This is a genomic window from Pseudomonas vlassakiae, from assembly GCF_014269035.2.
Taxonomy (GTDB): domain Bacteria; phylum Pseudomonadota; class Gammaproteobacteria; order Pseudomonadales; family Pseudomonadaceae; genus Aquipseudomonas; species Aquipseudomonas vlassakiae.
On sequence record NZ_JABWRP020000001.1, the window covers coordinates 61,471 to 82,336 of the forward strand.

A 20,866-nucleotide genomic window follows, 5' to 3' on the forward strand; every position below is an offset into this window, starting at 1 on the left:
CCGTGCGCATTTACAGAAAGCGTCTAATCTAATTTCTCAACTCTTTTCGGCTGCGGCCGTTCGGTTTCAGACAGGAAGTTCTGGCCATGGCGATGATGGCGCGCTTCGCACTCCTTTCTCTGGTGGCACTGCTGGCCGCCTGCTCCAGCCGTGCCCCGGCACCGGCCCCTGTGGTACAGCCACAGATCACCTACAACCAGCCCGAAGGCTCGCCGCTCGCCGATGACGTGTTGATGCGTGCGATAGGCCTGGTGGGTACACCGTATCGGTGGGGTGGCAACACACCGGATTCCGGGTTCGACTGCAGCGGCCTGATCGGTTATGTGTACCGCGATGCGGCGGGCATCAGCCTGCCCCGTTCGACGCGCGAAATGATCGTCATGCGCGCGCCCACTGTGGACATCAACTCGCTGCAGTCGGGTGACCTGGTGTTCTTCGCCACCGGTGGCGGTTCACAGGTCAGTCATGCCGGGATCTATGTGGGCGAGGGGCGCTTCGTGCATGCGCCCCGCACAGGCGGTACGGTACGCCTGGATTACCTGTCCAACAGCTACTGGTCCAAAGCCTACCTGCAGGCCAAGCGGGTCATCCCGCAAGGGAGCCTCGCGCAGAACCGCTGATTTCGCGCTTTCCGCTCGCGCGGCATACATCTACCACTCCACGTTGCCCCGAGGTCGCCAGTATGCGCCTCCGATAGCAACGCTTTGGAGTGGGCCGTGAATACCCCCAATGAACGAATGAACCGCAGCCTGGATACCCTGGATGAGGCGCGCCCTCTTGTGCGCCTGGTGGACCAGATCCTCGCGGACTTCCCTGACCTGTACGAGCTGGCACACCACCATGCCGCGCAGATCCTGCACAAGCACACCGGCAAACGGATGGAGCCACGGCTGGTCTGGTGGCACCAGTTCAACAACGAACACAGCAGTGCACGCAGCTTCACCGGTTGGCAGCACAGCGGTCCACCGCAGAAATCGATGCTGATGACCGAGTTGGTGCTCGAACGCTTCGACCTGTACTACCAGGATGCAGCCGATGAACTCGACCAGCGCGGCGGCTTCTACCTGCAGGGGCCCCACGCCTCTACCTACAATGAGCGCAATGAAGTGCCGATGTTGGGCAGTGATGTGCAGAGGGATCTGTGGGCGCTGGATCTTGCGGTGCTGTATCGCGAAGCAGTCGAGCGCTTCTGGTCGAGCAACGCCGGGCATTTCCGCGTATTGGCCAAGATCAACCTGTTGGGACAGGTAGCCACTGCCCTGCTCGACAAGCGTATCACGGCCCAGGACGCTCACCGTCTGCGTAGGCTTGTGTCGGCGGAGCTGGCCAACATTGCCATGCCTTCGCTCGCCATGCTCCAGCGCCAATCCACCGACAATAGCCTGGTCGTCAGCCGTTATGCCTTCGGTGAGGACGACAGGGGCTGCCTGCTGACGATGCAGTCGGCTGATGGACGAGTAGTCGCCTATTTGCCGTGGGCCGACGAGCCGTTGCGGGGGTTCGATTCGGAGCAGGCGCTGGCGTCCTGGCTACGTGCGCAGTTGCAGGTCAAGGCAACCCTGGAAGCGTTCGTCATGGCGGCCCACAACAACCCTCGGGACAGGTCGGTCAACCAGCTGATCAGCGTACATTTGCTGGGCATCGCCAACAGCCGTGACGATGAGGCCGGGTTGATCGCATTGTCACTGTTCAAACGCTCGCTCGGCACCGATCTTTTTGCTTGGCTGAGCGACCAGGCTCGCGCAGAGATGCACCGCAACGGCCAGCTTCTGCAAGATAACGCGGGCTTGCGCAAGGCCATGTGCACGGGCTACCTCTCGGCGTTCCTCAACGTCTTTGGCAGCCTTGCGCCGCTGGGGTGGCCGATGTCCCTCATGCTGCTAGGGGCCACTGTCGCCAAGGTCGGGCTGGATGTGGACGCGGCGCTGCACGCCACCGATGAGCAGGATCGCAAGCAGGCGTTGCGTTCGGCGATGATCGAAAGCATCTATGCGACATTCAACATGGTGGACATCGGCTTCGCATCGATGCATGCCTGGTTGACTTACGAAACCCCGCCTCACGAGCACAACCTCAGCCTTGATGACTGGCAACCGGTGACGTCGGCCAGCTTGGCTGCGGAGGGGCAGGAGAGCAATTCCGTGCTTGACGGCGAGCTGACCCAAAGCGGACGTTTGCGTGGCATACGTGTCGATCAGGGCGGCAGGTGCTGGATCACGCTCAATGGCCTGAGCTATCGCGTGCGCTACAGCCACGAACTGGCGGTCTGGCTGGTGGTGCCCGCAGACAATCCGTTCGCGTTCATTGCGTTGCGGCCGGTGCGCTTGAACGAGGCTGGCGAGTGGGAGCTACTGGCACCGCCAAGCTTGCAGGGCGGAATGGCACCGGAGGAGGAAGGCGTCCTGCCCGTTACCCGATCATCCTTCTGGGACATCTACACGGTCAGCGATAGCGAACAGCTTGGGCGACTGGCGGCCACGGCATTGCGCCGGCAAAAAAAACTGCTGGAGCGTTGGCCGGTGGCTGAGTTGGCGCGTGGCCGGGCCCCCGACTACGATGCGCTGGGCCTGGACTGCGTGATAATCGGTGGCAGGCGTTACTATTCCTACCGCTATGGCAACGAGTACTTCAATACCCTGATCGAGTACTACACCAGCGATGAATCGCAAGTGAATGATGTTTTCCGTCGGGGGGCTTACAAGTACGGTGATGAAGACATGTACATCGCGGACCTGGCGGACAGTCTGGGATTGCTGCCCAAGAATAACCAGGTGACGCTGTACCGAGGTGGCAACAACTTCCGCGGCACCGGTGGCGACTCCTACAGGGCTGGGCATTTGCGAGTCGGCGATGTACTGGTCAATACCGACCTTACATCGTTCACCGAAAACCCTTTCAAGGTTGCCGAGTTCGCCTCGGTGCCGTCCCTGAATATGCCAGGCGGCCTGCCAGGACGCTTCGATGACAGTTCGGTGGTGTTCGAGCTGCCGGCCGGGCAATACCGTGATGCCACACCGGTCAGTGCGTTTTCCCTGTATTGGGATGAGGCCGAGAGTTTGTTCCTGCCAGGGCATTATTTCCGCATCGAGGGCCTGGAGGAGGTCAGGGGCGAGCACTACCGGTTCATCAAGGTGACCCTGAAGCAAACCGACAAACCTGCAGGCGGGGCGGTGTACGATTTGCGTTCCGGGTTGCTGTTCAACGAAGCGCAATACCGCATGCGTTTTCGTACACCCGCCTTGGTCGAGCGGTTCTTCCCGGGCTGATTGCGATCAGGTCGACATCCTCCCGATCCATGGGCGGTGTCTCCGATGCTGTACCGGCGCTGATCCGCCGTTGAGCTCAGGCCTGCTTCATCAGCAGTGCCACCCCCGGAAAATACTGGCCCAGTTCGTTGTGCAGCTTGCGATAGGCATAAGGGAAGTACCAGGCGATGGCGCAGGCGGTATGTTTTTGCAGGTCATCGACCAGGTCCTGCAGTTCTTCCGGGCTGGCATGCTGGCCCGCCTTCCACGGGGTGACGAACAGCGCCCCGGCTTTCAGCTGGCTGGGGTAGGCCACCTGGCGGGCGAGGGTGGCGGTTTGCTGCAGGGCCGCGTCCATGTCCAGCCGGGCAATTCTTGGCCAGCGCTGGCTCACGCTCAGGTAGAGCGCCTCGTCGGCGCTGCTGATCGACAGGTCGCAGCGCCCCTCCTGGTCACCTTCGTCACGCTGTTTCTTGCTGGCAAACTGCGGCAGTGCCGCCAGCTCGGCCTGCCAGGCGGCAGCTGCGAGCATGCCGATGTTGGCGGCGCTGCCGTGCCAGTAGGGGGCTTCGGCATCACCATTGAACCGGTTGAAGCGGTCGATGCAATCGACCCAGCGCTCCAGTACCGGTTGCAGGAACTCCAGGTGAGGGTTGTTGATGATCTGGCCTTGCATGCTGCGCACTCCTGTTATCGTTGTGATCGTGTTCAGTGCAAAATGATGGCTATGTGATATCACTCTGCTCAGTGTGGCACAACCCGGTGGATCGGCCATTGATCCAGGCCAGTTCTGCCGAAGTAAAAGGCCCCGTTCGATTGACGCTCCCAGTGCAACCCTCTAACCTTCGCGGCGTGTTTCAGGTGCCCTGCCAGCCTCGACTGGGCAGGGTGAAACTGGGAAGCCGGTGGTCGCCAGCAGGGCGCGATTCCGGCGCTGCCCCCGCAACGGTAGGTGAGTAGCGGCCGCGCAGGGCCACTGGGTACGAACCCGGGAAGGCGCGCAGGCCAGGGCCGATTGCCCGCTCACGAGCCCGGAGACCGGCCTGAAACTGCCAACGGCATCACGGAGGGTGATGCGCGGTGCACCGTGGCTGCGGCCATGGCCCCTGCGCGTTCTCCGTTTGCCCGCCTATTACCTGTCGTCGCTTTGCTGCGGCGACAGCCTGCGGAGAACCCTTCATGAGCGAATCCACCGAACGCGACGAACGCCACCTGGCGCGCATGCAGCGCAAGAAGGCGGTCATCGACGAGCGCATTGCCAATTCCCCTAATGAATGCGGCCTGCTGCTGGTGCTCACCGGCAACGGCAAGGGCAAGAGCAGCTCGGCTTTCGGCATGCTCGCGCGCGCGCTGGGCCATGGCATGCAGTGCGGCGTGGTGCAGTTCATCAAGGGCCGCAACAGCACCGGTGAGGAACTGTTCTTCCGCCGCTTCCCCGAGCAGGTGCGTTACCACGTGATGGGCGAGGGCTTCACCTGGGAGACCCAGGACCGCCAGCGCGACATCGCCGCTGCCGAAGCCGCGTGGGCGGTTTCGCGCCAACTGCTGCAAGACCCGGGTGTGCAGTTCGTGGTGCTCGATGAGCTGAACATCGCCCTCAAGCACGGCTACCTCGACCTCGACCAGGTGCTGAGTGACATTCAGGCTCGGCCGCCAATGCAGCATGTGATTGTCACCGGCCGTGCGGCCAAGCCCGAAATGATCGAACTGGCCGATACGGTTACCGAGATGGGCATGCTCAAGCATGCGTTCCAGGCCGGTATTCGCGCGCAGAAGGGCGTCGAACTGTGAGTGCAACGCGCAGCTGCCCGGCGGTGCTGATCGCAGCACCTGCCTCCGGTCAGGGCAAGACCACCGTGACGGCAGCCCTGGCCCGCCTGCACCGCAACCTTGGGCGAAAGGTCAGGGTGTTCAAGTGCGGCCCGGATTTCCTCGACCCGATGATCCTGGAGCGGGCCAGTGGCGCGCCGGTATACCAGCTCGACCTGTGGATGATCGGTGCCGAAGAAAGCCGTCGCCTGCTGTGGCAAGCCGCAGAAGAGGCCGACCTGATTCTGATCGAAGGGGTGATGGGCCTGTTCGACGGCACGCCGTCGAGTGCCGATCTGGCTCGCCACTTCGGCGTGCCGGTACTGGCGGTGATCGACGGCACGGCCATGGCCCAGACGTTTGGCGCCCTGGCGCTGGGCCTGGCACGTTATCAGGCCGACCTGCCGTTCGCCGGTGTGCTGGCCAACCGGGTCGGTAGCTTGCGCCATGCGCAACTGCTCGAAGGCAGCCTGACCGAGGGCCTGCGCTGGTATGGCGGCCTGTCGCGGGAGCGCGGCATCGAGCTGCCCAGCCGCCACTTGGGACTGGTCCAGGCCAGCGAACTGAACGATCTGGATGCCCGCCTGGATGCGGCTGCCGAAGCGCTCGGCGCCAGCTGCGATGCTGCTTTGCCGCCGCCCGTGGTGTTTGCCGCGCCTGTATCGCAGCCGTGCGCCGGGTCGCTGAGCGGCGTGCGCATCGGCGTGGCGCGTGACGAAGCGTTCGCCTTCACCTATGGCGCCAACCTCGATCTGTTGCGCGACCTGGGCGCGCAGCTGTCGTTTTTCTCGCCCCTGCATGATCGTGAACTGCCGGCAGTGGACAGCCTGTACCTGCCGGGGGGTTATCCGGAGCTGCATCACCACGCACTGGCCGCCAATGCGCCGATGTGCGAGGCGATCCGTGCCCATCACGCCCAAGGCAAACCCTTGCTGGCCGAGTGCGGCGGCATGCTGTATCTGCTCGAGGCGCTGACCGATGTCGCTGGCGAGCGTGCCGAGCTGCTCGGCCTGCTGCCTGGCGAGGCGACCATGCAGAAGCGCTTGGCGGCCCTGGCCCTGCAGGCCGTGGAACTGCCGGAAGGTACCCTGCGCGGGCACACCTATCACCACTCGTTGACCAGCACCGGGCTTGAGCCTATCGCCCGCGGCCTGAGCCCCAACGGCGGGCGCGGCAACGAAGCGGTGTATCGGCTGGGCCGCCTGACCGCCTCCTACGTGCACTTCTACTTCCCGTCCAACCCTGATGCGGCGGCGGCGCTGTTGCGACCATGACTGATCACGCCTACAGCGCCGCCGAGCGCGCCGCGATCTACCGGGCGATCGGTGAACGCCGCGACATGCGCCACTTTGCCGGCGGCTCGGTCGCGCCTGAGCTGCTCGGCCGTCTGCTGGCCGCCGCGCACCAGGCGCCCAGTGTCGGCCTGATGCAACCTTGGCGGTTCATCCGCATCAGCCAACGCGAGCTGCGCGGGCGCATTCAGGGCCTGGTCGAAGAGGAGCGGGTGCGTACTGCCGAAGCCTTGGGCCAACGCTCCGATGATTTCATGAAGCTCAAGGTCGAGGGCATCAGCGACTGTGCCGAAGTGCTGGTGGCGGCCTTGATGGATAACCGTGAGCCGCACATTTTCGGCCGCCGTACCCTGCCGGAAATGGACCTGGCCTCACTGGCCTGCGCGATCCAGAACCTGTGGCTGGCCGCCCGCGCCGAGGGCCTGGGGTTGGGTTGGGTGTCCCTGTTCGACCCGCAAGCCCTGGCCGCACTGCTGGGCATGCCTGCGGGCGCCAAGCCGGTGGCCGTGTTGTGCCTGGGGCCGGTCAGCGAATTCTACGCACAGCCCATGTTGGTCCAGGAAAACTGGGCCGAGGAACGCCCTTTGAGTGAAATGCTGTTCGAGAACCAATGGGGAGAACGCCCATGAGCGTGGCCTTGCTGACGGTGGCCGGCGTGGCCCTCGATGCACTGCTGGGCGAGCCCAGGCGCCGGCACCCACTGGTGGGCTTCGGCAACCTGGCGTCGAGCCTGGAACGCCGCCTGAATGCCGGTGGACGCGGCTGGCGCAGCCACGGCGTGAGCGCCTGGTTCCTGGCCGTGGTGCCCTTGACCCTGGTGGCGCTGATCCTGTCCTGGCTGCCCTGTATCGGCTGGCTGGTGGATGTGCTGGCGCTGTATTGCGCCCTCGGCTTGCGCAGCCTCGGCGAGCATGTGCTGCCGGTGGCCAATGCCTTGCGCCAAGGTGATCTGGAAGAGGCGCGGCGTCGTGTCGGCTATCTGGTCAGTCGGGAAACCCGCGAGCTGGATGAGCCCGCCGTGGCGCGGGCGGCCACCGAGTCGGTGCTGGAAAACGGCAGCGATGCGGTGTTCGCCGCGCTGTTCTGGTTTGTCGTGGCCGGTGCGCCGGGGGTAGTGCTGTACCGCTTGAGCAATACCCTGGATGCGATGTGGGGGTACCGCAATGAACGCTTCGAGCGTTTCGGCTGGTGCGCCGCGCGCATCGACGATGTGCTGAACTACATTCCCGCCAGGTTGGTGGCGCTGACCTACGCACTGCTGGGCAGGACGCGTCTTGCCCTGGCCTGCTGGCGCAAGCAGGCGCCGCTGTGGGACAGCCCCAATGCCGGGCCGGTGATGGCCTCGGGTGCCGGTGCGCTGGGTGTCGAACTGGGTGGCCCGGCGGTGTACCACGGCGAACTGCACGAGCGCCCGCGCCTGGGTGAGGGGCCGATGGCCGATGTCGATGCCATCGAGCGCGGCTGGAGCCTGGTCCAGCGTGGCGTCTGGTTGTGGGTACTGCTGATCTGCCTGGGAGCCTATCTGAATGCTTGAACACGGAGGCCGCCTGCTGCGGGCAGTGCGGCAATACGGGATTGCCCGCGAGGACTGGCTCGACCTGTCCAGCGGCATTGCCCCTTGGCCTTACCCGATTCCCTCCATTGCGCCAGAAGCCTGGGCACGCCTGCCGGAGACCGATGACGGGCTGGAGGACGCTGCGCGGCACTACTACGGTGTGCGGCACCTGCTGCCGGTGGCAGGCTCCCAGGCGGCTATCCAGGCCTTGCCCCTGCTGCGCCCGCTGGGGCGCGTTGGTGTGCTGGCGCCGTGCTACGCCGAGCACCCGCATGCCTGGCAGCGAGCGGGGCATCAGCTGATCGAGCTGGAGGAAAGCCAGGTCGAGGCGCAACTCGATCAGCTCGACGTGCTGGTGCTGGTCAACCCGAACAACCCGACCGGGCGGCTCGTGCCGCGCGAACGGCTGCTGGCCTGGCATGCGCGTCTTGCCGAGCGCGGTGGCTGGCTGCTGGTGGACGAAGCGTTCATGGACAACTCACCGCCACACAGCGTGGCGGATTGCGCCGAGCGCCCGGGCCTGATCGTGCTGCGTTCGTTCGGCAAGTTCTTCGGCCTGGCCGGTGTGCGGCTGGGCTGTGTAGTGGCTGAACCCTCCTTGTTGCGGCGCCTTGACGAATGGCTCGGGCCGTGGACCGTCAGCGGCCCGACCCGGGTGCTGGCGCAAGCCTGCTTTGCCGACCATGCGGCGCATCGGGCCCAGCTTGAACGCTGTGCCCTGGCCAGCCAGCGCCTGGCTGCGCTGCTGCAGGGCTGCGGCCTGGCGCCCAGCGGCGGCTGCGACCTGTTTCAGTACGTGCGCAGCACCCAGGCAGCCCAGTTGCATGACTTTCTCGCCCGCCGCGGCATCCTGGTGCGCCTGTTCGAGCAGCCCGCTGCCGTACGCCTTGGCCTGCCGGCAACGGCTGCTGACGAGCAGCGCCTGGCCCAGGCCCTGACTGATTACCAGAAGGAAACGGCATGACCACCCTCATGGTGCAAGGCACCACTTCCGATGCCGGCAAGAGCACGCTGGTTACCGCCTTGTGCCGTTGGCTGTTGCGCCAGGGCGTCGGCGTGGTGCCGTTCAAGCCGCAGAACATGGCGCTCAACAGCGCGGTGACCGCCGACGGCGGCGAAATCGGCCGCGCCCAGGCGGTGCAGGCCCAGGCCTGCCGACTGGCACCGCACACCGACATGAACCCGGTGCTGCTCAAGCCCAACAGCGACACGGGCGCCCAGGTGATCATCCACGGGCGCGCAGTCACCAGCATGAATGCGGTGGCCTATCACGACTACAAAGCCATTGCCATGCAGGCGGTGCTGGCTTCGCATCAGCGCCTCAGTGACGCCTACCCGGTGGTGATGGTCGAGGGGGCTGGGTCGCCGGCCGAGATCAACCTGCGTGCCGGCGACATCGCCAACATGGGCTTTGCCGAAGCGGTCGACTGCCCGGTGATCCTGGTGGCCGACATCAACCGTGGCGGGGTGTTCGCCCACCTGGTCGGCACCCTCGAACTGCTGTCACCGAGCGAGCAGGCGCGGGTCAAGGGCTTTGTCATCAACCGCTTCCGTGGCGACATCGCGCTGCTGCAGCCGGGCCTGGACTGGCTGGAGCAACGCACCGGCAAACCGGTGCTGGGCGTGCTACCCTACGTCACCGACCTGCACCTGGAGGCCGAGGATGGCATCGACATCCGTCAGGGCGCCAAGCAGGCGCGCGTACTCAAGGTAATCGTCCCGGTGTTGCCGCGCATCAGCAACCACACCGACTTCGACCCGCTGCGCCTGCACCCGCAGGTCGACCTGCAGTTCATCGGCCCGGGCCAGCCGATCCCGGCCGCCGACCTGATCATCCTGCCCGGCTCGAAGAGCGTACGTGGCGACTTGGCGCAACTGCACGAGCGTGGGTGGGACAAGGCCATCGAGCGCCACCTGCGCTATGGCGGCAAGCTGATCGGGATCTGTGGCGGCCTGCAGATGCTTGGCCGCGAGGTACAGGACCCGCTCGGCCTGGAGGGCGCCGCCGGTTCGAGCCCCGGGCTCGGCCTGTTCGACTACGTGACGGTGCTCGAAGCCGACAAGCAACTGCGTAACGTTGCCGGGACCCTGAGCCTTGAAGATGCGCCGGTCGCCGGCTATGAAATTCATGCCGGGGTCACTGCCGGGCCTGCCTTGGAGCAGCCGGCGGTGCAGCTCGCCGATGGCCGTTGTGACGGTGCTGTGAGTGCCGATGGCCAGATCCTCGCCACCTACCTGCATGGCCTGTTCGAGGGCAGCCAGTCGTGTGCCGCGCTGCTGCGCTGGGCGGGGCTGGAGCATGCGCAGACCATCGATTACGAGGCCCTGCGCGAACGTGACATCGAGCGCCTGGCCGATCTGGTTGAACAGCACCTGGATACCGCTCACCTGCGAACGCTTTGTGGAGTCGCCTGACATGCGCAACCTGATTCTCGGCGGCGCCCGCTCGGGCAAGAGCCGCCTGGCCGAGCAACTGGCCGGCAACTGCGGTCTGCCGGTTACCTACATCGCCACCAGCGAGCCGCTGGATGGCGAAATGAACGAGCGCGTGCGCCTGCACCGCCAGCGCCGGCCTGATGACTGGGGGCTGATCGAAGAACCCTTGGCCCTGGCTGCCGTGCTGCGCGCAGAAGCCGCCGCAGGCCGATGCCTGCTGGTGGACTGCCTGACCTTGTGGCTGACCAACCTGCTGATGCTCGAAGATCCGCAGCGGCTCGCCGCGGAGCGCGATGCGCTGCTCGACTGCCTGGAGCAGCTGCCCGGCACAATCATCCTGGTCAGCAACGAAACCGGCCTGGGCGTGGTGCCCATGGGCGAGCTGACCCGCCGTTACGTCGACCTGGCCGGCTGGCTGCACCAGGCCGTTGCCGAACGCTGCCAACGCGTGGTACTGACCGTGGCCGGCCTACCTCTCATGCTCAAAGGACCCGCTCTATGAACCAAGCCTGGTGGCGTGATGCCTGCCAACCTCTCGACAATGCCGCCATGGACCAGGCCCGCGCCCGTCAGCAGCAGCTGACCAAACCTGCCGGCTCGCTCGGCCAGCTGGAGGGCCTGGCCGTGCAATTGGCTGGCCTGCAAGGCTGCGAGCGGCCTGTCCTGGATCAGGTCGCCATCAGCCTCTTTGCGGGCGACCACGGCGTGGTCGAAGAGGGCATTTCGGCCTATCCACAGGCAGTCACCGGGCAGATGCTGCGCAACTTCGTGGGGGGGGGCGCGGCGATCAGCGTGCTGGCCCGCCAGCTGCAGGCCAGCCTTGACCTGGTCGACCTGGGCACGATCGATCCTGAGCTGGAACTGCCAGGGGTGCTGCACCTGTGCCTGGGCGCCGGCACCGCCAACTTCGCCCGCCAGCCGGCGATGACCGATGCCCAGCTGCAGGCTGCTTTGCAGGCGGGGCGTGACAGCGCCTTGCGTGCAGCGGCCAAGGGCGCTCAGCTGTTCATCGGCGGCGAGATGGGCATCGGCAACACCTCTGCCGCAGCCGCCCTGGCCAGCACCTTGCTGGCCTGCCCGGCACATGAGTTGAGCGGGCCGGGTACCGGCCTGGACAGCGCTGGTGTTCGCCATAAGGCCGACGTGATCGAGCGCGCCTTGGCGCTGCACGGCCTGCGCGCCGACGAGCCGCTGCGGGCGCTGGCCTGTGTCGGTGGCTTCGAGATCGCTGCGCTGACCGGTGCCTACCTGGCCTGCGCCCAGCAAGGTATCGCCGTGCTGGTGGATGGCTTCATCTGCAGCGTCGCGGCATTGCTGGCGGTGCGCCTCAATCCGCAGAGCCGTGACTGGTTGCTGTTCGCGCACCAAGGTGCCGAACCTGGGCACCAGGCCGTGCTCGCGGCGCTGCAGGCCCAACCATTGCTGGCGCTGGGCCTGCGCCTGGGCGAGGGCAGTGGCGCCGCCCTGGCAGTGCCACTGATGCGCCTGGCCTGCGCCCTGCACGGGCAGATGGCGACCTTCGCCGAAGCGGCGGTGGCGGACCGCCCGGCATGATCCTCGACCTGCTGCGCCACGGTGAAACCGAGCAGGGCGGCGGCCTGCGCGGCAGCCTGGACGATGCCTTGACCGACAAGGGCTGGGGCCAGATGCGCGAAGCGCTGGCAGGCGCTGGCCCCTGGGATGTGCTGGTCAGTTCGCCATTGCAGCGCTGTGCGCGTTTTGCCGAGCAACTGGGCATGCCGGTTCAGCTCGAAGCCGATTTGCAAGAGCTGCATTTCGGCGAGTGGGAAGGGCGCAGTGCGTTGCAGATCATGCAAACGCAGGCTGACGAGCTTGGCCGTTTCTGGGCCGACCCGTACAGCTACACGCCGCCCGCAGGGGAGCCTGTCGTGGCTTTTGCCGAGCGTGTGCTGGCTGCCGTCGAGCGCCTGCGCCAGCAGCATGCCGGAAAGCGCGTGCTGCTGGTCACCCATGGCGGCGTCATGCGGCTGCTGCTGGCGCGGGCCCGCGGGCTGCCCAGGGAGCAGTTGCTGCAGGTCGAGGTTGGCCATGGCGCCCTGATGCGCCTGGCGGTGGACGCAGATGGCGTGATGCTCGAGGTGCTTTGACATGCTGCCGTTCTGGATTGCCCTGCAGTTTCTGAGCAGTCTGCCGGTGCGTTTGCCGGGGATGCCCGAACCGCGGGAAATGGGCCGTTCGTTGTTGTATTACCCGCTGGTAGGGTTGCTGTTCGGCCTGTTGCTGTGGCTGGCCAGCCATCTGCTGCAAGGTGCTGCGGCGCCGTTGCACGCGGCGCTGTTGCTGACGCTGTGGGTGTCGCTCAGTGGCGCGTTGCACCTGGATGGCCTGGCCGACAGTGCCGATGCCTGGCTTGGTGGCTTCGGGGATCGGGAGCGCACCTTGCAGATCATGAAAGATCCACGCAGCGGGCCGATAGCCGTGGTCACGCTGGTGCTGGTATTGCTGCTGAAATTCTGTGCCCTGTGGGTACTGGTGGAGCAGGGCGCTGGCATGGCATTGCTGCTGGCGCCGATTGTGGGGCGGGCGGCGATGCTCGGATTGTTCCTCGGCACACCTTACGTGCGTCGCGGGGGCCTGGGGCAGGCACTCGCCGAGCACTTGCCGCGGCGTACGGCCGTGTGGGTCCTGCTGGCCAGTCTGCTGATGTGTTTGCTGGTAGGGGGTACGCGTGTGATCTTGCCGATGCTGGCGGCGATCGCAGTATTCATCGCATTGCGCCGGTTGATGTGCAGGCGACTGGGTGGGACCACGGGTGATACCGCAGGCGCCCTGTTGGAGGTTGTGGAATTGACTGTGCTGCTGGGCTTGGCAATTTGAGAACAGTCCTGCACAGCTCAGGGAGATTTCTTACGGATAAAACGTGCCGTCATTTTTCGGAAAACTGCTGAAAAAATTCAGGAAATGACGCTTTTTCTGCGGCTGTCTATCCTCGCGGCTTCTCTTCCACTGCGAAGGCATGGACAATGCGACGACTCCTGCTGGCCTTGTTACTGGTGACCGCTAGCGCCCCTGTCAAGGCGGCCGACCTGATCGACTTCTGGAATACCCCGCGCCACGGCGGCAACAGCTTCAATCGCTTGCCACCGGATCAGGCCTATTTCGATGCACTGCGTGCGTACGGCGCGAGCTGGGTACGGCTGTCCTACGACAAGTGGAAGCCGGCGCAGCGTGACTTCCTCCTGGGCAATGCGGACCGGTACGAGCAGCTGCCTGCCGCCGATCTCAAGCAACTTCGCGATACCCTGGACCGCGCGCACAGGGCGGGGCTCAAGGTGGTCATTGCACCGCTGTCGCTGCCTGGAATGCGCTGGTCACAGAATAACCAGGGGCAGTTCGATGACCGTCTTTGGCAAGGCAACGGTTACGCCCGGCAAGCGGACAGTTTCTGGCGAGACCTGGCCCGGGCCCTCGAAGACCATCCTGCCATTGCCGCCTACAACCTGATCAACGAACCTGCCCCCGAGAAGCTTGGCGGCCTGGCCGAGCATGCATCGCCTGAGCGCATGCAGCAGTGGTACGCACGGCAGAGGGGTGGGGCGCGTGACCTGCCTGCGCTGTACGCGCAACTGGTTGCGGCGATACGCGAAGTGGATGCCAGGACCCCAATCATGGTCGACGCTGGCTGGTACGCCAGTGCCGACGCTTTCGGTTATTGGCAAGCGCCCTTGCAGGATGATCGCGTGCTCTACAGCGTGCACATGTATGAACCCTATTCGGCTACCAGTGCGCCAAACCTGTTGCGCAAGCCCCCGATCAGTTATCCCGGCCCAGCGCCGTTCGCCGGTGACATTCAGCAATGGGACGCCGAACGGGTTCGTCAGTATCTGGACCTGCCGTTGGCCTGGATGGAGCGCATGAGGCTGCCGCGCTCCCGGCTGGTGGTAGGCGAGTTTGGATGCATGCGGCGGCTGCCCGGTTGCAGTGAGTACCTCGATGATGTCCTTTCGGTCATGGACCGGCATCGGTTGCACTGGGCGTTCTACAGCTTCCGCGAAGATAGCTGGGATGGCATGGACTACGAGCTGGGATCGGCAAAGGTGCCATGGCGATATTGGCAAGCGATCGAGCACGGTACGCCCGACCCCTTGGCACGCAAGGCCACGGCAGAATTCGAGCCGATCCGGCGACGCTTGGCAGATTGAAATTTCTTGCAACCACCCAGATGCGGGTATATACACGTATCCATGTTGACCAGTGAATGCATCTGTACCCATCTGCGTCGCGCCGCCCGCGGGGTGAGCCGACATTACGACGAGGCCCTTGCCGGCTTCGGCATCAATGTCGCCCAGTTTTCCCTGCTGCGTCACCTGCAACGGCTTGATCGCCCGAGTATCACCACGCTGGCCGAGGCAATGGGCCTGGAGCGTAGTACCTTGGGTCGCAACCTGCGCGTGCTGGAGGCTGAAGGCCTGGTAGCCCTCGCCGATGGCGATGACCAGCGCAACCGCGTGGTATTGCTGACCGAGGCGGGTGCGGCACGCCTGAGGGCGGCCCATCCTGCCTGGGAGCAGGCGCAGTTGAAGTTGGTCGGGCAGTTGGGCGAAGGGCAGCGTGACGAGCTGATACGTTTGCTGGAGCGGCTTGCCTGAGTCATCACGATTAGAAGCGGGTATAGACCCGTACAACCTTGCGATGTGCTGGAGATAACGACAATGACTTCGGTGTGGCGAACCAGCGGGTGGGTACTTGCGGGGGCGGCCTTTATCCTGGCGCTGTCCCTGGGTGTGCGGCACGGTTTTGGCCTGTTCCTGGCTCCGATGAGCGGCGAGTTTGGCTGGGGCCGCGGGGTGTTCGCCTTTGCCATTGCCCTGCAGAACCTGGTCTGGGGCCTGGCGCAGCCGTTCGCCGGTGCGCTGGCCGACCGCCTGGGTGCGGCGCGGGTCGTCATCATGGGGGGCTTTCTTTATGCCGCTGGCCTGTTGTTGATGAGTACCGCCGATTCGGCCTGGTCGCTGTCGCTCAGCGCGGGCCTGCTGATCGGTATCGGCCTGTCCGGCACCTCTTTCTCGGTGATCCTCGGTGTGGTCGGCCGCGCCGTTCCAGCGGAAAAACGCAGCATGGCCATGGGTATTGCCAGTGCTGCCGGTTCCTTTGGCCAGTTCGCCATGCTTCCCGGTACCCTTGGCCTCATCGAATGGCTGGGTTGGTCGTCGGCGCTGCTGGTGCTTGGCTTGCTGGTGGCGCTGATCGTGCCTTTTGTCGGCCTGCTGCGTGATCGCCCGCTGGCCAGTCAGGGGGCGGAGCAGACATTGAACGAGGCCCTGCGCGAGGCGTGTTCGCACTCCGGCTTCTGGCTGCTTGCGCTGGGCTTCTTCGTCTGTGGCTTCCAGGTGGTCTTCATTGGCGTACACCTGCCGGCCTACCTGGTCGACCAGCACCTGCCGGCGACCACCGGCACCACGGTGCTGGCACTGGTCGGGTTGTTCAACATCGTGGGGACCTACACCGCTGGCTGGCTGGGCGGGCGCATGTCCAAGCCGCGCTTGCTGACGGCGTTGTACCTGCTGCGTGCCGTGGTGATTGCGCTGTTCCTGTGGGTGCCGGTGACTCAGTTCAGTGCCTACCTGTTCGGTATCGCCATGGGGCTGCTCTGGCTGTCCACGGTGCCGTTGACCAATGGCACCGTGGCCACCGTATTCGGCGTGCGCAACCTGTCGATGCTTGGCGGCATCGTCTTCCTGTTCCACCAGTTGGGCGCTTTCCTCGGTGGCTGGCTGGGGGGCGTCGTCTACGACCAGACCGGCAGCTATGACGTGGTGTGGCAGATTTCGATTCTGCTCAGTGTGCTGGCTGCCGCGCTCAACTGGCCGGTGCGAGAGCGGCCAGTCGCCCGCCTGCAGGCGCAGGCGGTATGAACCGTTACCTGGCCCGCGGACTGTCGCTGGCGGCTGCTGCGCTGTTGCTGGCGCTGGTGTGGTGGGGCTGGCGGCGGGGTGGAATGGCGTTGATGCAGTTGGGCATGAGCGTTTGTTAAGCGCTACCCTGCAAGTTCAAGGATTGTCTTGCAGGAGGAATGAATCATGCGTGCCCAATGGTTGACGATGCCGCTGCTGGCTTTGCTGGCCGCCAGTTCCAGCTGGGCTGCCGATTGCCCGGCGCTGTTGCAGGGCAGTTTGCCTGAGTTGCGTGGCAAGGGGCAGGTCGACCTGTGCCAGCGCTTCGGCGGCAAGCCGCTGGTGGTGGTCAATACGGCCAGTTACTGCGGGTTTGCGCCGCAGTTCGAAGGGCTGGAGGCGACCTACAAGGCGTACCACGAGCAGGGGCTGGAAATGCTCGGGGTGCCGTCCAACGACTTCAAGCAGGAAGATGCCGACAGCGAGAAGACTGCCAAGGTCTGTTACGCCAATTATGGGGTGACCTTCACCATGACCAAGACCCAGGCGGTGCGCGGCAAGGATGCGATACCGCTGTTTGCCGAGCTGGCGAGCCAGAGCAGCGCGCCGAAGTGGAATTTCTACAAGTACGTGGTGGATCGTCAGGGCAAGGTGATCGGCAACTTCTCGAGCCTGACCAAACCCGATGATCCCGCCTTCAGGGCTGCGATAGAGAAGGCGATAGCCTCGCATCCGTAGGGGTGGAGCGCCATCTGCAAGTGCGCCTGCTCAGCCGCACCACCCGCAGCATGGCGCTGACGCCAGCCTTCATGGATTACCTGCGTGAGTCCTTGGGCGACAGCTGGCAGGTGCAGGCATGAAAAAACCGCCACGAGGGCGGTTTATTCATGCTGCGGTACGAATCAGAAGCGGTAGGTGAGCGAGGCACCGATACCGTGTGCGCTGTTCTCGTACTTGGCCTGGTAGCGGCCCTTGGTTGGGCTTGCCAGGTTGACCTTGGTGTCCTCTTCCCACAGGTAGGAGTAGGCCACGTCGATGGTCATGTCGTCGCTTGGGCTCCAGCCAGCGCCGATGCTGATCGCCTTGCGATCACCGGTAGGAATGCGCGGCGAGCGGTCGGTGTTGTTGGTTGGCGACTGGTCGACAGAGAAGCCGGTGCGCAGCACCCATTCCTTGTTTACCTTGTAGGAGGCGCCAATGGCGTGAGCCCAGGTATCGTGCCAGTTCTGCTCTTCGGTGATGGTGCCGAACTGGGCCCTCAGCGGTGCCGGGACGTCGTTGTTGACGGTGATGTTTTCCAGGCGGCTCCAGCGGGTCCAGGTGCTGCCGGCATACAGGGTCCACTGGTCGTCCAGTTCATGGGTGACCGAGAAGTCCACAGACTCAGGTGTCTTGATCTTCAGCGTGGCGTCGAACTTGCTGCCGCTGAAAGGCCCGATCAGGGCGTTGTTGATCTTGGTGTCGCCTTCGAGTTTGTAGTCGACCATGGAGTGGTAGGTCAGGCCGACGCGGGTGCGGTCGGTGGCCTGCACCAGGATCCCGATGTTGTAACCGACGGCAGTGTCGTCACCCTTGATCTTCACTTCGCCATCGTTCACGCCTGGGGAGCGCGGGTTGATGGTGTTCGAGCCCAGCTCGCCCTTGATGCGGTTGATGGTCGGGCCGAAACCGATCGACACCTTGTCGTTGAAGGCGTAGCTGACGGTAGGTTGGAAGGTGATGACCTCGACGTGGCTCTTCTTGCCCCAATAGCGAGCGGCGTCGCCACTGCCATAATCGGTAACCAGGCCGAATGGCACGTAAACGCCAAAGCCGACGCTCCAGTGCTCATCGATCGGTTTCACGTAGTAGCCCATTGGAACGCCAACGGTAGGCACCATGTCACCGTCGGTTTCGCCTGGCAGTGGGCGGCTGCCCGGGCCGGAAATGTCAGTCTTGGCAATTACAGCGGCTCCGCCCACGGTGACTTCCTGGCGTTTGAGGCGCGACATGCCTGCAGGGTTACCGTACACCGTGCTGGCGTCCTCGGCAGAAGAAGAACGACCTGCAAAGCCGGTACCCATGCCGCTGATGCTTTGTTCGTTAAGTGCGAAGCCGGCAGCGAACAATTGGCTGGATGCCAGGGCAACGGCTACGCCGAGGGAGGTTTTGAGCATTGCTTTTTTCATTATTAGAAACTCCTTGTGATCTCCGGGGCGAAAAGCTACCAACAAATGACGCGCCGCGCTATAGCCTGAATTACAGGAGATCGCGCCGTTTTGTAGGACAATCCGACCAAAATTCCATTTTTTCTAACAAACGTGTAGGACGCTTCCTAAGATGCCTGTGGCAACTTCTGCTCAACGCACAAGTGCCAAGCTTGGGTAAAGTCGCGCAGGCGACCTTGCGGATGGAAAATCTGCCGCCAGATTCGAGCCAGGCCGAGCAAATCATCGGCCGCTGGCAGCGGCGTCGACTGCTCTTCGATGAGCATCCAGGCAATGGCAGTGGAGTAGCGCAGGTTGACCGTGAGTTCCAGGTGCGGTCCGCCGAGAAAGGCGTGCTGACTGGCCAGGCCGCGAACCAGGCTGGCCAACTCCGGGTCACGGGCAAGGAAATGATCCCAGATGGCTTGGTGACGGCTTTCGCCAATGCGGTAGAGGCCGTGGCCACGGCGATCGTGCAAGGCTGAACCGAGTGCCGACTGGCTGGCCGCGATACCGAGCAGAAGGGCCTCGGCGCTGGCGCAGTGGCGATTCAGATAGACCAGGGTAGGTCGGATCACATACTGACACAATTCATTCGCCGCGATACCCATGATGCCCTCGAGCAGTAAAGGGCCGACGGGCGCTGGAGCTTGGCAGCTGGTGATTGGTCAGGCCCGCCGGAAGCGGTAGGGACCGCTCGAGTTGAAGTGTAGTGTGATAATCGTGGTGTAAAGGGCTGTTTTTAAATCGATTGCTGCCTGCCGCACGCTGCCATATGCCTGGCGGCAATTAGCACCAGAACGATCAGGCAGCTTGCGACAGGCGCCATTCAGCTTGTGAATACCCCGATATTCGCCACTCACGCGGTGAGCGACTGACGGGTGCGGGCGATTACCGCCTGCAGGGGTTCCGAGTGGCTGTACTGTTCAGGGTACAGGCGTTCGGTGTGGCAGGCGATGCCGTGCTCGTCCACCAGGGTGAAGCTGAAGCTGCCCTTGCGTGGGGCAACGATTAGGCACTTCAACGGCGAGAAGGCTTGGGAGAGGGTGCCAATGGCAGCCTGAATTTGATGATGAGTTTGCATGTTATTGGAGGTTCCTGCTTTAAACACGGGGTTTATGATCCGTGCATGATAGAAACGTTCCAGTGACGCCTTTATTAAGGGACGAACGAACCTGACTGGAACAGGGCAGCCAGAGAGAGCGCAATCAAGTGTGGGCGCTTGGGCTGACTGGTAGGTACTTCAGAAGGCAGGCAACACGCCGGGGCCAAGGTTCTAGGCCGTCGGGGTGGAATCCTGATCAATCTTCCGGTTGATTCGTGCTTGAACAGCGCTGGGCTGGCGAGTGAATCATCGAGGGGGCCGGTCCTGGTTTCAGCAGCGATCGTTCGGGAGAGCGATGGGCTGCAAGGACGCTTCTGGCCAGAATTGACTTTCAGCTTGGGTACTAACGGAGCGCACCTTAGCGAAAATAGACGGCCTTTGCAAGCATTGCGTGTTTCTTCAGGCGAGCCGCGCAGTATGGCGTGTGTTTCGCCTCATGGGAAGGGGGGCAACCGGCGTCCAACTGGCCCCGATGTGCCAATTTCGTGCATCCAAACGCAGGCTTTCAGTGCACTTGTACACATTCGAGGCATGACTTGTAACACGCTGGCAACAGCCTTTCTCATGCTCGCCAATGACTTGACTGGCACCTTAAGTCAATGAAAAAAAACACTAATTTTTGCTGGTGAAAAAATCGTCAGTTTGACCGTAAGCCCCATTTCTCGGGGGTTCGCGGCCTCATTGGCGGGGTTGTCCACCGAGTTATCCACAGGAACTGTGGATTGTCCCAAGCGCTTGCTCTAGGACGGGCGTGCCAGCACCTCAGAGAACTGTCCGACAATCGATGGGCACCTGCCGACCCTCTAGTCATCCACTCGGAAACGTCAAGAAAAAATCATCGAAAAAAAATTGAAATCCGCCGGAAATCGCCAGGTCATGCACAAAAAAAAGGAGTACAGTTGCGCGCCCTTCGAGTTGCCATCCCTGTCGGTCATGAAGTTTCGCGGTAAACCCCTCGCCAGTCCCGTTGTTGCCTCATCAGCCCCTGCGCCCAGACGCTTTTCCCTTAAAGTGGCCCTCTGGCTGCTCGATAGCCCGAGCCTGGGTGACAAGCCACAGATCAAGCATATTGCCGGGCACCTGCTCAAGCAGCCCGCGCGCGAAGGTGTGGTGGTGGCGCAGAGCCGGTTGGGGCAAATGCTCTGCCGTGATTGCGGCAATGCCCGGGACCGTCGCATCGGCCATGAACTGCTGCGTCAGGCGGCACGGGCCGGGGACCAGCGGGCGCAGCTGGAGTATGCGCGGCTGTTCGAGACCGATGCGGCGAAACAGGCGCCCGACCGGGCAGACTGGTAAGCTGCACACAACTCGCAATGGTGTGATCGGGGTACGCATGGCAGTGGATCTGGCCAGCATTCTGCTGGGCTTGGTGGCAGGGGCATT

At 63.8% G+C, this 20,866-nt stretch carries 21 protein-coding genes, 1 pseudogene and 1 riboswitch; of the genes and pseudogenes, 18 read left to right on the forward strand and 4 right to left on the reverse strand.

Annotation, left to right across the window (positions count from 1 at the left end; genetic code table 11):
- Positions 1–86 precede the first annotated feature (86 nt).
- Positions 87–620, forward strand: a complete 534-nt coding sequence (locus tag HU738_RS00290; RefSeq protein WP_176509892.1) for a C40 family peptidase — start codon at positions 87–89, stop codon at positions 618–620.
- A 96-nt stretch (positions 621–716) separates the two neighbouring features.
- A complete protein-coding gene (locus tag HU738_RS00295) occupies positions 717–3,266 on the forward strand; it encodes a dermonecrotic toxin domain-containing protein (protein ID WP_186602150.1) in 2,550 nt (849 codons plus the stop codon).
- 76 nt (positions 3,267–3,342) lie between these two features.
- Here HU738_RS00295 and HU738_RS00300 read toward each other — a convergent pair whose 3' ends face one another.
- Positions 3,343–3,921 (reverse strand): hypothetical protein, encoded by a 579-nt coding sequence (locus HU738_RS00300; RefSeq protein ID WP_186602148.1) that lies wholly within the window; start codon positions 3,919–3,921, stop codon positions 3,343–3,345.
- A 166-nt stretch (positions 3,922–4,087) separates the two neighbouring features.
- A riboswitch (cobalamin riboswitch) is annotated at positions 4,088–4,306 on the forward strand.
- Positions 4,307–4,424: 118 nt separating this feature from the next.
- Here HU738_RS00300 and cobO point away from each other — a divergent pair.
- From cobO to HU738_RS00370, 15 genes are all read left to right on the forward strand, one after another.
- The gene (gene cobO, locus HU738_RS00305; RefSeq protein WP_054885546.1) at positions 4,425–5,036 is read left to right on the forward strand and encodes a cob(I)yrinic acid a,c-diamide adenosyltransferase; all 612 of its coding nucleotides are present in this window, start codon (positions 4,425–4,427) and stop codon (positions 5,034–5,036) included.
- Positions 5,033–6,328: a cobyrinic acid a,c-diamide synthase CobB gene (locus HU738_RS00310; RefSeq protein ID WP_176509889.1), complete on the forward strand. Its 1,296-nt coding sequence runs from the start codon at positions 5,033–5,035 to the stop codon at positions 6,326–6,328. Before cobO ends, HU738_RS00310 begins: the two co-directional genes overlap by 4 nt.
- Entirely contained in the window at positions 6,325–6,975 is a 651-nt protein-coding gene (bluB, locus tag HU738_RS00315) for a 5,6-dimethylbenzimidazole synthase (RefSeq protein ID WP_176509888.1), read from the forward strand. Before HU738_RS00310 ends, bluB begins: the two co-directional genes overlap by 4 nt.
- Positions 6,972–7,880 carry an adenosylcobinamide-phosphate synthase CbiB gene (cbiB, locus tag HU738_RS00320; protein WP_186602146.1) on the forward strand — a complete coding sequence of 303 codons (909 nt, stop codon included), beginning with the start codon at positions 6,972–6,974 and terminating at the stop codon, positions 7,878–7,880. The genes bluB and cbiB overlap by 4 nt, the downstream gene beginning before the upstream one ends.
- Positions 7,873–8,865 carry a threonine-phosphate decarboxylase CobD gene (gene cobD / locus HU738_RS00325; protein ID WP_186602144.1) on the forward strand — a complete coding sequence of 331 codons (993 nt, stop codon included), beginning with the start codon at positions 7,873–7,875 and terminating at the stop codon, positions 8,863–8,865. Before cbiB ends, cobD begins: the two co-directional genes overlap by 8 nt.
- Complete coding sequence (locus HU738_RS00330) at positions 8,862–10,316, forward strand: cobyric acid synthase (protein WP_186602142.1); 1,455 nt, start codon at positions 8,862–8,864, stop codon at positions 10,314–10,316. Before cobD ends, HU738_RS00330 begins: the two co-directional genes overlap by 4 nt.
- A gap of 1 nt (position 10,317) precedes the next feature.
- Entirely contained in the window at positions 10,318–10,839 is a 522-nt protein-coding gene (gene cobU / locus HU738_RS00335) for a bifunctional adenosylcobinamide kinase/adenosylcobinamide-phosphate guanylyltransferase (RefSeq protein WP_186602140.1), read from the forward strand.
- Positions 10,836–11,891, forward strand: coding sequence for a nicotinate-nucleotide--dimethylbenzimidazole phosphoribosyltransferase (gene cobT, locus HU738_RS00340; protein WP_186602138.1), 1,056 nt, complete (start codon positions 10,836–10,838; stop codon positions 11,889–11,891). Before cobU ends, cobT begins: the two co-directional genes overlap by 4 nt.
- Entirely contained in the window at positions 11,888–12,445 is a 558-nt protein-coding gene (locus tag HU738_RS00345) for a histidine phosphatase family protein (protein ID WP_186602136.1), read from the forward strand. The genes cobT and HU738_RS00345 overlap by 4 nt, the downstream gene beginning before the upstream one ends.
- Position 12,446: 1 nt before the next feature.
- Positions 12,447–13,175 carry an adenosylcobinamide-GDP ribazoletransferase gene (locus HU738_RS00350; RefSeq protein WP_186602135.1) on the forward strand — a complete coding sequence of 243 codons (729 nt, stop codon included), beginning with the start codon at positions 12,447–12,449 and terminating at the stop codon, positions 13,173–13,175.
- Between the two features lie 212 nt (positions 13,176–13,387).
- A complete protein-coding gene (locus HU738_RS00355) occupies positions 13,388–14,500 on the forward strand; it encodes a glycoside hydrolase family 5 protein (RefSeq protein WP_367616151.1) in 1,113 nt (370 codons plus the stop codon).
- Between the two features lie 42 nt (positions 14,501–14,542).
- Positions 14,543–14,947 (forward strand): MarR family winged helix-turn-helix transcriptional regulator, encoded by a 405-nt coding sequence (locus tag HU738_RS00360; protein ID WP_186602133.1) that lies wholly within the window; start codon positions 14,543–14,545, stop codon positions 14,945–14,947.
- Between the two features lie 63 nt (positions 14,948–15,010).
- Complete coding sequence (locus HU738_RS00365) at positions 15,011–16,213, forward strand: MFS transporter (protein ID WP_186602132.1); 1,203 nt, start codon at positions 15,011–15,013, stop codon at positions 16,211–16,213.
- Positions 16,210–16,332 (forward strand): hypothetical protein, encoded by a 123-nt coding sequence (locus tag HU738_RS26095; RefSeq protein ID WP_264082567.1) that lies wholly within the window; start codon positions 16,210–16,212, stop codon positions 16,330–16,332. The genes HU738_RS00365 and HU738_RS26095 overlap by 4 nt, the downstream gene beginning before the upstream one ends.
- Positions 16,333–16,378: 46 nt before the next feature.
- Positions 16,379–16,930 (forward strand): glutathione peroxidase, encoded by a 552-nt coding sequence (locus HU738_RS00370; protein ID WP_186602131.1) that lies wholly within the window; start codon positions 16,379–16,381, stop codon positions 16,928–16,930.
- A 164-nt stretch (positions 16,931–17,094) separates the two neighbouring features.
- Here HU738_RS00370 and HU738_RS00375 read toward each other — a convergent pair whose 3' ends face one another.
- The 3 genes from HU738_RS00375 to HU738_RS00385 form a co-directional block, all read right to left on the reverse strand.
- A complete protein-coding gene (locus tag HU738_RS00375) occupies positions 17,095–18,360 on the reverse strand; it encodes an OmpP1/FadL family transporter (protein ID WP_176509875.1) in 1,266 nt (421 codons plus the stop codon).
- A 146-nt stretch (positions 18,361–18,506) separates the two neighbouring features.
- On the reverse strand, positions 18,507–18,989 hold the full coding sequence (locus HU738_RS00380) for a hypothetical protein (protein WP_186602130.1): 483 nt from the start codon (positions 18,987–18,989) through the stop codon (positions 18,507–18,509).
- A 248-nt stretch (positions 18,990–19,237) separates the two neighbouring features.
- On the reverse strand, positions 19,238–19,462 hold the full coding sequence (locus HU738_RS00385; RefSeq protein WP_054887044.1) for a hypothetical protein: 225 nt from the start codon (positions 19,460–19,462) through the stop codon (positions 19,238–19,240).
- A 954-nt stretch (positions 19,463–20,416) separates the two neighbouring features.
- Here HU738_RS00385 and HU738_RS00390 point away from each other — a divergent pair.
- Positions 20,417–20,758: pseudogene (locus HU738_RS00390) on the forward strand (sel1 repeat family protein); the annotation flags it as partial.
- Positions 20,759–20,866 lie beyond the last annotated feature (108 nt).

Excerpts from the sequence above, each read along its gene's own strand:
- cbiB (WP_186602146.1), top strand. The coding sequence starts at position 6,972 with ATGAGCGTGGCCTTGCTGACGGTGGCCGGCGTGGCCCTCGATGCACTG.
- HU738_RS00375 (WP_176509875.1), bottom strand. The coding sequence starts at position 18,360 with ATGAAAAAAGCAATGCTCAAAACCTCCCTCGGCGTAGCCGTTGCCCTG.
- bluB (WP_176509888.1), top strand. The coding sequence starts at position 6,325 with ATGACTGATCACGCCTACAGCGCCGCCGAGCGCGCCGCGATCTACCGG.
- cobT (WP_186602138.1), top strand. The coding sequence starts at position 10,836 with ATGAACCAAGCCTGGTGGCGTGATGCCTGCCAACCTCTCGACAATGCC.
- HU738_RS00350 (WP_186602135.1), top strand. The coding sequence starts at position 12,447 with ATGCTGCCGTTCTGGATTGCCCTGCAGTTTCTGAGCAGTCTGCCGGTG.
- cobU (WP_186602140.1), top strand. The coding sequence starts at position 10,318 with ATGCGCAACCTGATTCTCGGCGGCGCCCGCTCGGGCAAGAGCCGCCTG.
- HU738_RS00370 (WP_186602131.1), top strand. The coding sequence starts at position 16,379 with ATGCGTGCCCAATGGTTGACGATGCCGCTGCTGGCTTTGCTGGCCGCC.
- HU738_RS00385 (WP_054887044.1), bottom strand. The coding sequence starts at position 19,462 with ATGCAAACTCATCATCAAATTCAGGCTGCCATTGGCACCCTCTCCCAA.
- HU738_RS00330 (WP_186602142.1), top strand. The coding sequence starts at position 8,862 with ATGACCACCCTCATGGTGCAAGGCACCACTTCCGATGCCGGCAAGAGC.
- HU738_RS00300 (WP_186602148.1), bottom strand. The coding sequence starts at position 3,921 with ATGCAAGGCCAGATCATCAACAACCCTCACCTGGAGTTCCTGCAACCG.
- HU738_RS00380 (WP_186602130.1), bottom strand. The coding sequence starts at position 18,989 with ATGGGTATCGCGGCGAATGAATTGTGTCAGTATGTGATCCGACCTACC.
- HU738_RS00290 (WP_176509892.1), top strand. The coding sequence starts at position 87 with ATGGCGATGATGGCGCGCTTCGCACTCCTTTCTCTGGTGGCACTGCTG.
- HU738_RS00360 (WP_186602133.1), top strand. The coding sequence starts at position 14,543 with ATGTTGACCAGTGAATGCATCTGTACCCATCTGCGTCGCGCCGCCCGC.
- cobO (WP_054885546.1), top strand. The coding sequence starts at position 4,425 with ATGAGCGAATCCACCGAACGCGACGAACGCCACCTGGCGCGCATGCAG.
- HU738_RS26095 (WP_264082567.1), top strand. The coding sequence starts at position 16,210 with ATGAACCGTTACCTGGCCCGCGGACTGTCGCTGGCGGCTGCTGCGCTG.
- HU738_RS00345 (WP_186602136.1), top strand. The coding sequence starts at position 11,888 with ATGATCCTCGACCTGCTGCGCCACGGTGAAACCGAGCAGGGCGGCGGC.
- HU738_RS00365 (WP_186602132.1), top strand. The coding sequence starts at position 15,011 with ATGACTTCGGTGTGGCGAACCAGCGGGTGGGTACTTGCGGGGGCGGCC.
- cobD (WP_186602144.1), top strand. The coding sequence starts at position 7,873 with ATGCTTGAACACGGAGGCCGCCTGCTGCGGGCAGTGCGGCAATACGGG.